This is a genomic window from Acinetobacter sp. YH16044 (genome assembly GCF_013417145.1).
GTDB classification, from domain to species: Bacteria; Pseudomonadota; Gammaproteobacteria; order Pseudomonadales; family Moraxellaceae; genus Acinetobacter; species Acinetobacter amyesii.
On record NZ_VPEK01000054.1, the window covers coordinates 1 to 8,798 of the forward strand.

Below are 8,798 nucleotides of genomic sequence, written 5' to 3' on the forward strand. Positions count from 1 at the left end.
GTGGAACGTGAAAAATCATAAAAAAAACCCACCTTGGGGAAGGTGGGCTATCAACTAGAAACTACATCATTGATTTCTAAGGATAATTATAAAGCATTTCGTATAACGTGTATTATGTTAATTTTAGTAGAACTAATAAATCTATATATTTGAAAATGTCATTTTACTCAATTAAATACTCTTCAGATATTTCACACTGTTCAACAAAAAAATGATCATGTGAAACTAAAATTACAGCGCCCTGATATTGGCTAATAGCCTGCGATAGAAGCTCTCTAGACTCAATATCTAAATGATTTTCTGGTTCATCAAGCAATAATAAATCAATACCATCAGGATAGTGACTCATTGCTAATAATGCGACTTTCAATTTTTCACCACCACTCAGTTCTGATAGTTTTAATAAAGCTTTTTCACGACGAATACGTAACTGACCTAACAAATTTCTCCACTCAACTTCAGTAAGATTGGAGTTATAAAGTGCAAGGTTTTCGATTACGGATAAATCATTATTTAATAAACTAAAGTTTTGATCTAAATACAAACATGTTCCACTAAAGAAAATATCATCACGTTGATGGGTAGAAATCAATTTCAATAAGGTTGATTTACCAATTCCATTAGCACCTTTAAGATGGATTTTTTCGCCAGCTTTCAATGCAAAATTAATTTTATTTGTTGCTGTATGGGGTAGCTTTAAATCATGAATTCTTAAAATCTCTCCTTGCTTCGTACTCTGTAAGTGGAATTCAAACTTCTGAGCTTTGATTTTTTCTACAATGGTCTGCCTATTAATCAGACTATTTTTCAAATCATCAGTTTGTCGAGTTTGTTGGGCACGTAGCTTACCTAAGCTTTGTCCAGCATTTTCCTTTTTGAAATCTAGAAAAATCTTTGCTTGAGAATTAGAATCACGAAGTTCATTGCCTTTAGATTGACGTTTATTCGCTTTCATTAAGCTATCATGTTGCCGTTGTTTTAACTGCTTTAATTCTTTTTTCTCATTATTAATAGACTGAGTTAATGCATCCATGTGTAGCTGATGCTGTTGAATGTAATGCTCATAATTACCTTTGTAGTGTTGTAAGCCTAATTCAGTTAAAGCATAAATATGTTGGACTTGATTGAGTAATTGGCGATCATGACTAATCAGGCATACACCACTAGGGTGTGCCAAAATACTCTCAATTAACCATTGTCTAGATGTTGAGTCTAAATGGTTGCTTGGTTCATCTAAAAGTAGATAGTGATCCTTTTTTAAAAACAAACGACATAAAGCCAGCTTTGTTTTTTGTCCTTCACTCAGTTTTTCTGTTGGAAAGTTCAAATCCGTAGGTAAGTCAGCATTTTCAAGTATATTTTGCCATTTTTGTGGTAAATCCCAGGTATTTTCAACTAACTCATAATCATCAAAACTAGCTGTATTGTTCTCTATACGCCGAAAAGCATGATGTAAATGATCTACCTCTAATGCTTGTGCAATATTTTCAGCATTAAGGCGTTCTAATTGTGCCAAATAATCATGTTGGATATTCCATGAAACTTGACCACTATAATGAATATCTAAAGCTTGGCTTTGATCTAATATTCTGAACAATAGGGATTTACCTAAACCATTACGTCCAATTAATGCAGAAACCTGTCCTGATAAAAGCGTAATGTTTAGCTGATCAAACATTTTCTGTGTAGAAAATTCTAAATTTAAGTTTGAAGCAATACATGCATGTTGCATAAAAAATTCCTCATGTAGAGGATATGCAAAATAGTGAAGATTAACTTATAAAAAACAATATATTATTTAGGATATAAAGTAGAGACCAAGAATATATAGCCACAAGTAGAATCTATTTTGCACATCAAAAGTTTAAAAATAATGATGAGAAAATGACTTACTTCATTGGCGTTACTCTTGGGAGGATGATTTGAATAAGGTTATTTTATAATGATAAGACAATCTGTCAAGCTTGTACTAAAGCTTCTAAAAGTTATTTAACATAATGGCGGTTATACGAAACTTAGATGTAAGCCCAAAGTAGAAATGTCCGGTTTCTCCAAAGTAAAAATGTCCGCTTTTAGAATATGCACTTTTGCAATTTTCTTATGTTCTTAAAAAAAATAGTTCTAATTAGTACAATAATAACTAGTAGTCTTGCTCTTGCATATGATCCTACAACGCCTTCATATTATTTAACGAAAGAATTGTGATGTGTGCAGAATATTATGCAGACTGTATTGATGTCTATGGGTCTGCTGGTAGCGGTGGAATGTCAGAGTGTGGAAACTCTTTAAATACATGCATCACTACAGGTGATTGGAATCCACCAAATCTTCCTGTACCATCATCGGATAGATTATTAAACCTTTTTAGTTCAGAAACTAGAGAAGCTACAACAAGATATACCACGGCCTAATAAATCAGGATCTCAATGTAATATGATTGGGATCCTTACCAACATATATAGAAGAGAAAAATGGATCAATTAAAAAAAATAAATGATGATTTGTATCAAGCTGCAATATTATTAGACAGTATTCCTAGTAAGATTCAATCAGATCCATCACTAGAAAATAGAGAAAATATCTTACTGATAGGAAAAGCTCTCAGTCATATTTTTGAACTCCAAAATAATATTTATAAAATTCGCCCTGATTTAAAAAATAATAATCAGTAATAACAGTTATTTATAGTATTTTTTAAGAAAGATAGCGGCTCATTTGAGAATATAAAAGTAATATTCTATTTGTAATAGTTTCTCTGAAATTAACATAATACGGATTATACGAACTAGCCACGTAATGCAACTTGCATTACAATATTCCTATGCATTCAATAAATGGGAAAAATAATGGCTACTGTTAACTTCAGGGTCGATGAAGCCCTTAAAGAAAAATCTTATTCAGTTCTAAGAGAACAAGGTATTGCACCTACTGAGTTTTTTACAAATGTCCTTGAATACATTGCAGCGACTGGGAAACTCCCTGTACAAAAAGCCTTACTCTCAGAAGAGGATACCGAGCTATTAGCGATTGTTCGTAAACGTATTAATGATCCTAAAGAAATGTTTGAGGAAATTACTTTAGATGACTTATAAGCTTTTACGTCATAAGGACTTCACAGCTGAATGGGAAAAGCTTCCTAGTGCTATAAGAGATCAATTTAAGAAAAAACTTGCCAAGGTCATAGAGCAGCCACATATTCCAAAGAATATGCTTAGAGGTGATCTTGCAGGTTGCTACAAAATTAAATTATTAAAGGCTGGAGTCCGACTAGTTTATCAAGTTAAAGATGATCAGGTAGTTATCTTGCTCATTACGGTTGGGAAACGAGCTGACAGCATAGTTTATGACGAAGCGAAAAAGCGCATTAAAGACTAAAAATGGGAGCTTAGAGCTCCCATTTTTGACTTCGCATAACGTGTATTATGTTAATTTTAGAAATAAGTCACCTATAAATTTTGCTTTTATATAAACGACTAAATTAGGTCTATTAGTAATACTCCCTAATAATTCATAATCATAATTCGTCTTTTTAATAGATACATTTAAAGTTTCATTTATAGCTTTTTCTATACTATTATCATGTTGTTTTATAATAACTTTCGATTTTTGATTAATGATTTCACCTTGAAAGGAAAATGCATAGTTTCCACCATTTATTATATTATTTTGTACTACAAAAACTCCATTACCAAAATCATTAAAATTATCTTGAAATTCAAGGAAGTAAATACCATCTCGCATTCTTAAAATACCAGTTCAACAAAGTGAGTGTTTTATATATTTTACGCCAATTTCAACTTTAAATAAGCTTTTAGTTGTTCAAACAAATTGAGCTACCTCTCCTGTAATACAAACATTAGCATTTCATAGTAGTTAACCTTTATTTAACATAAAATCTCTTATATGAAATTTAGAACTTATCCCTTAAAAAGATCATTAAAAAGCTCTTTATCTTTCTGTCTATTTTCTTCTGTCTTACTTTCCGCACTTAAAAACTGCTCAAAATCAGCCCATTGATGTTTAAAAGATTCATCATTCTTAAATTTATTCAAAACCCAAGCGCCAAGCAAAATTTTCCGTCTAGTTTCATTTTTCCGTTCTTGAGCTTTGGCTTCACTTAAAAGTTTTTGCTGCTTAAGTTTAAGCTCATTCTGTTTCTGTTTTGCCTGTTCTAAGATCTGCTCTTGTTCTTTTTTCAAATACTCAATTTGCTCTTGTAGAGATAACTTCTTCTGCTGTGCTTTAGTGAGCTTCTTTAAAACTGCATCTTTCTTTTCTTGAATATCTGACATAGTATTAAACCGTGATGATCAATAATCAAACATCATCATAGAGTCAAAAAACAAAGCGAGCAATATCAAACGTAGCGAAGCGGAGTTTTCCCGGAATGAAATGAAGGGCGCACTTACCCACTTTTATCATTTCATTCAAAAGTGGACGTTGCGACAGGGGAAACCCCTGTACCCCATGACCTCGCTTTAGCATGGTCAGCAACTTTTTCAAAGTTGCAAAAATCAAAACCACGGTATGCAGAAATTTAGGTTTTTAAAGTGGCAATTTTTCATTTGAATGAAAGCAACATCTCACGAAGTGACGGACGTTCAGCCGTTGCTTGTGCTGCTTATCGTGCCTGTGAAAAATTAGAGGATCTGACTTTTGGAAAGACTCAGGACTACACTAAAAAAAAGGGACTTGAATACAAAAATATTTATGCACCAGAACATACCAATACAAAACTTTTAGACCGTCAAACACTTTGGAATACAGTAGAAAAAAAAGAATTCAATGCCAATGGCTCAATGAAAGCCAATGCACGACTCGCCAAAGAATATATCTGTGCTTTACCACATGAATTAACAGATGCAGAACGCATAAAAATCGTTGATGACTTTTGCCGAGACTTTGTGAACAAGCACAATGTTATTGTCGATGCCTGCATCCATGCACCACATGAACATAACGATGAAACCAATAATAAAAACTATCACGTACACATGATGTTCACGACCAGACTCATCAATGAAAAAGGCGAATTAGGAAAGAAACAAAGAATCTTCAACGACCATGGTCCCGAGATCCTGAAGGACAGCCGAGCAACTTTTGCCAATGTTGTAAACACAGTATTGGAAAATGCCGGACTAGACGAACGCATCGACCACCGGAGTTACAAGGATCAGGGCTTAGACTTTCTTGAACCCACTCATCATGAAGGGCATGAAGCTACAGCACTTCGCAGACAATATGACGAGGAACAAAAAAGACCGCTTGAAGAACGTAACACTGAAATTGTGCTGCCAAGAATTGCACTTGAAAATGATGCAATCAAAGCCAAAAATTTAGATGCTGCACGAGAATACCAACAGATCATCAAGGGCCTTGATCAAGAAATTATTGTTCCAAGTCGATTAGAAGATCAGATTACCCAGCTGGAAAACGAACTTCAGTTAACCGAAGCAGAAGAAAAAGAGCTTTTAGCAGAATTAGTAAATCTCAACCTAGAAGAAGAACGCCTGCAAGAACAACAGGTTCAACAGATCGACAACGCATATGATGACTTCATCCGGTGCCAAGATATTTATGCAGAATTTGCCAATCAGTTTTACACCATTCAAAGCAATGCTGCTGATAATCAAAAGCAGATTGAATCAAATCTCACCAAGACAAAACGATGGTTAGCAGAAAACAAAAGCGATTTTTACCTACATAGCAATAATTTGTTTTATGACTCTTATCATCATACTTACAGAGATATAAAAAAACCTGATTTTTATGCGACTGAAAAATCAGTAGAACAGGCAAAAAATGAGAACTGGAGAGAATACGCAACCGAGGTCGAACAACTTGCTAAAGAATACGATATTGAGAATGTCGTCCAACGCTTAGGTCAATGCTCAGAGATACTGGAAAATAATGGGATTGAACGACCAACGATAAAACCCACGTTTTGGCAGAAGCTAAAACGAGAGTACGTTCATTCATTCGATACCCTACATGATTTTAATGATGATATGAGTCCCCTCCTTAAAGCAAAACGGGCAGATGATCTCAAAATTGAACAAGAAAGAATGCAGCAAGTACGCCAAGCGGAAGTAGATCGCCAACGAAGAATTGAAAATGATCGCAGAGAAAGTGAATTTAGAGAGCAATTACGTAAAGAACGAGAGCAAAAAGAACAACGCTATGAACAAGAAAGACACGAACGAGAACATTTGGCATTTTTAAAACGCCAAGAATTGGAAAAACAGCAGAAAAATGAGCCTAAAAAACCAGAAAATGAAAATAACAACGATTACCGACCTTGGTGAATGCTGTTTAAACGCAAAAAAATAGGGTTTTTAGCGATGTTTTGCTAAACCACAGTAGATTTATAGTTGAGTTAAGAAAAAACTCTTAAATCGCAAATGAGAGCATTTAGCGAGTGTCTACGAGCGAACTACAGGGATCTAAATTTTTTCACCTGTTTTTCCCTGATTACAGGCTCCCCTGTGTATCAAGAACTCAGAATCAGAGCATCCCGAATGGGTGCGAACTGATTACGATGGCTTTATGTCGAGCGAAGCGAGTAAAAAGCTCATGAGCGAAGCGAATTCCGAGCTGCTTTTGCTTTTTTTTAAAGTCACAACCCAATGAGCCAAAAAATTGCCCCAACGAATCGAGCGAAAGCGAGATTCAATAGAGTTTGAGCGCAGCGAAAACCAAGGGCAATTTTTCCTTGCCTGGGCTTTTAATTATTTTAAAGTTTTTAAATACTTTTAGACACGCTGAAAGCCTTTATTGGCAATACTTTCAAAGGCTATATGACACCGTTTACCTTGCAATATGACACCGTTTACCTTGCAATATGACACCGTTTACCTTGCAATATGACACCGTTTACCTTGCTTATAGCACTAAAATTAATTATTGTGTCATAGCATAATAAATAATACTGGTGCTTCATGAGAGAATTAGTTGTAAAAGACAATGCCTTAATTAATGCAAGCTATAACTTAGATTTAGTAGAACAACGTTTAATTTTATTGGCCATTGTTGAGGCAAGAGAAAGCGGGAAAGGTATTAATGCTAATGATCCCCTTGAAGTACATGCAGAAGGTTATATCAATCAATTTGGCGTACATCGCAATACGGCTTATCAAGCATTAAAAGATGCCTGTAATGATTTATTTGCAAGACAATTTAGCTATCAAAAAATAAATGAACGAGGGAATATTGAGAACTATAGATCCCGTTGGGTTAGTGAAATTGGATATGTAGATAATGAAGCAGTAGTTAAACTTATCTTTGCCCCTGCCATAGTTCCCTTAATTACACGCTTAGAAGAGCATTTCACTAAATACGAATTGCAACAAGTTAGTAATCTCAGCAGTGCTTATGCTGTTCGCTTATATGAATTATTAATTGCTTGGAGAAGTACTGGCTCTACTCCTGTTATAGAGCTAAGTGATTTCCGTCAAAGAATTGGCGTACTCGATACAGAGTACAAGCGTATGGAACGCTTTAAAACTAGTGTACTTGAGCTTGCTATTAAACAAATTAACGAACATACAGATATCACTGTGAAGTATGAGCAACACAAAAGAGGTCGATCAATTTCAGGATTCTCTTTTACTTTTAAACAGAAAAAGAAGGACAACCCACCGATAGAAAGAGATCCGAATACGTTAGATCTCTTTACGAAGATGACTGATGCACAACGCCATATGTTTGCAAATAAACTTTCTGAACTTCCTGAAATGGGTCGTTATTCCCAGGGAACTGAAAGCTATCCGCAATTTGCTGTTCGTATTGCTGAGATGCTGCAAGACCCTGACCGAATAAAAGAACTATACCCATACCTAAAAAAAGTGGGATATATGCCATCAAATAAAAAGGACACCGTAAATGGCTAAGTTATCACTAAGTGAAGTATCTAAAAAATTTCATGTGGATAGATCAACCATTTACAGAGCTGTACGTAATGGACGTTTATCACGCTCCAGTGATGGACAATTCGATCTAGCAGAGGTCATCCGATGCTTTGGAGAACCTGAGCAAACATCTCAAAAAATTGAATCATCTAAGCAAGAAGGTGATGAATCTACAAAAAAACTTATTGCCCATTTAGAAAATGAAGTCAAAAAATACCAAGAACGTGAAGAACGGTTAATGCAACAAATTGACCGTATGCAAACACTCATTGAGCTGAAAAGTGTTGCACCTGCCACAGCAGCACCACAACAAGATGCTACGGCATGCGACACCGATCTACCACAGCATGCGACAACACAACAAGACAATGATAATAAAAAGAATAATGAATTAAATATTGCAGAAAATGTGGCAGTGCCACAGCAAGAAACTACGGCATACCACACCCAAACGCTACAGCATGCCACGTTGCAAAATGTGGCAGTGCCACAACACAAAAAACGTGGATTATTTGGCCGTGTGCTAAATGCTGTTTTTGATCATGACTGAGCAATCTAGGGAGAGAAATCATGCCGAAACTGAAAGACATTGCCCTGGGCATTATTGTGGCTCCGCTGCTGATCCCGATTATGCTAATTGCATCGTACCAGGATAAAAAGGCACTGAAGAAAGAGCTGGATGAACGCCAAAAAGAAAAAGACCAGGCATCCTGATTATTCAATTGAGCTAATCAAAAGTGTGAAACATTGATTAAATAGTAGGCGTGGAACGTGAAAAATCATAAAAAAAACCCACCTTGGGGAAGGTGGGCTATCAACTAGAAACTACATCATTGATTTCTAAGGATAATTATAAAGCATTTCGTATAACGTGTATTATGTTAATTTTAG

The 8,798-nt window shown here is 35.2% G+C and carries 10 protein-coding genes; 7 read left to right on the forward strand and 3 right to left on the reverse strand.

Going from position 1 to position 8,798, the window contains the following annotated elements; genetic code table 11:
- Nucleotides 1-163: 163 nt before the first annotated feature.
- Entirely contained in the window at nt 164-1,732 is a 1,569-nt protein-coding gene (locus FTV38_RS15760) for an ATP-binding cassette domain-containing protein (protein WP_159124549.1), read from the reverse strand.
- Nucleotides 1,733-2,471: 739 nt separating this feature from the next.
- On the opposite strand from FTV38_RS15760, the gene FTV38_RS15765 reads away from it, so the two are divergent.
- The 3 genes from FTV38_RS15765 (at nt 2,472) to FTV38_RS15775 (ending at nt 3,375) form a co-directional block, all read left to right on the forward strand.
- Nucleotides 2,472-2,672: a hypothetical protein gene (locus FTV38_RS15765; RefSeq protein WP_163146734.1), complete on the forward strand. Its 201-nt coding sequence runs from the start codon at nt 2,472-2,474 to the stop codon at nt 2,670-2,672.
- Nucleotides 2,673-2,846: 174 nt separating this feature from the next.
- Nucleotides 2,847-3,092, forward strand: coding sequence for a type II toxin-antitoxin system RelB/DinJ family antitoxin (locus FTV38_RS15770; protein ID WP_111885987.1), 246 nt, complete (start codon nt 2,847-2,849; stop codon nt 3,090-3,092).
- Nucleotides 3,082-3,375, forward strand: a complete 294-nt coding sequence (locus FTV38_RS15775) for a type II toxin-antitoxin system RelE/ParE family toxin (RefSeq protein WP_074947749.1) — start codon at nt 3,082-3,084, stop codon at nt 3,373-3,375. Before FTV38_RS15770 ends, FTV38_RS15775 begins: the two co-directional genes overlap by 11 nt.
- A gap of 45 nt (nt 3,376-3,420) precedes the next feature.
- Here FTV38_RS15775 and FTV38_RS15780 read toward each other — a convergent pair whose 3' ends face one another.
- Nucleotides 3,421-3,741 carry a GrlR family regulatory protein gene (locus tag FTV38_RS15780; RefSeq protein WP_179997607.1) on the reverse strand — a complete coding sequence of 107 codons (321 nt, stop codon included), beginning with the start codon at nt 3,739-3,741 and terminating at the stop codon, nt 3,421-3,423.
- A gap of 176 nt (nt 3,742-3,917) precedes the next feature.
- Complete coding sequence (locus tag FTV38_RS15785; RefSeq protein ID WP_086322809.1) at nt 3,918-4,292, reverse strand: hypothetical protein; 375 nt, start codon at nt 4,290-4,292, stop codon at nt 3,918-3,920.
- A 258-nt stretch (nt 4,293-4,550) separates the two neighbouring features.
- Between FTV38_RS15785 and mobQ the strand changes: the two genes are divergently transcribed.
- From mobQ to FTV38_RS15805, 4 genes are all read left to right on the forward strand, one after another.
- The gene (gene mobQ, locus FTV38_RS15790; protein WP_257250407.1) at nt 4,551-6,305 is read left to right on the forward strand and encodes a MobQ family relaxase; all 1,755 of its coding nucleotides are present in this window, start codon (nt 4,551-4,553) and stop codon (nt 6,303-6,305) included.
- Between the two features lie 633 nt (nt 6,306-6,938).
- Nucleotides 6,939-7,889: a replication initiation protein RepM gene (gene repM / locus FTV38_RS15795; protein ID WP_001208778.1), complete on the forward strand. Its 951-nt coding sequence runs from the start codon at nt 6,939-6,941 to the stop codon at nt 7,887-7,889.
- On the forward strand, nt 7,882-8,457 hold the full coding sequence (locus FTV38_RS15800; RefSeq protein WP_002011656.1) for a plasmid replication DNA-binding protein: 576 nt from the start codon (nt 7,882-7,884) through the stop codon (nt 8,455-8,457). The genes repM and FTV38_RS15800 overlap by 8 nt, the downstream gene beginning before the upstream one ends.
- 20 nt (nt 8,458-8,477) lie before the next feature.
- Nucleotides 8,478-8,621: a hypothetical protein gene (locus tag FTV38_RS15805; protein ID WP_001125247.1), complete on the forward strand. Its 144-nt coding sequence runs from the start codon at nt 8,478-8,480 to the stop codon at nt 8,619-8,621.
- Nucleotides 8,622-8,798: the final 177 nt, after the last annotated feature.

Excerpts from the sequence above, each read along its gene's own strand:
- FTV38_RS15780 (WP_179997607.1), bottom strand. The coding sequence starts at position 3,741 with ATGCGAGATGGTATTTACTTCCTTGAATTTCAAGATAATTTTAATGAT.
- FTV38_RS15760 (WP_159124549.1), bottom strand. The coding sequence starts at position 1,732 with ATGCAACATGCATGTATTGCTTCAAACTTAAATTTAGAATTTTCTACA.
- FTV38_RS15785 (WP_086322809.1), bottom strand. The coding sequence starts at position 4,292 with ATGTCAGATATTCAAGAAAAGAAAGATGCAGTTTTAAAGAAGCTCACT.
- FTV38_RS15775 (WP_074947749.1), top strand. The coding sequence starts at position 3,082 with ATGACTTATAAGCTTTTACGTCATAAGGACTTCACAGCTGAATGGGAA.
- FTV38_RS15765 (WP_163146734.1), top strand. The coding sequence starts at position 2,472 with ATGGATCAATTAAAAAAAATAAATGATGATTTGTATCAAGCTGCAATA.
- FTV38_RS15805 (WP_001125247.1), top strand. The coding sequence starts at position 8,478 with ATGCCGAAACTGAAAGACATTGCCCTGGGCATTATTGTGGCTCCGCTG.
- FTV38_RS15800 (WP_002011656.1), top strand. The coding sequence starts at position 7,882 with ATGGCTAAGTTATCACTAAGTGAAGTATCTAAAAAATTTCATGTGGAT.
- FTV38_RS15770 (WP_111885987.1), top strand. The coding sequence starts at position 2,847 with ATGGCTACTGTTAACTTCAGGGTCGATGAAGCCCTTAAAGAAAAATCT.
- repM (WP_001208778.1), top strand. The coding sequence starts at position 6,939 with ATGAGAGAATTAGTTGTAAAAGACAATGCCTTAATTAATGCAAGCTAT.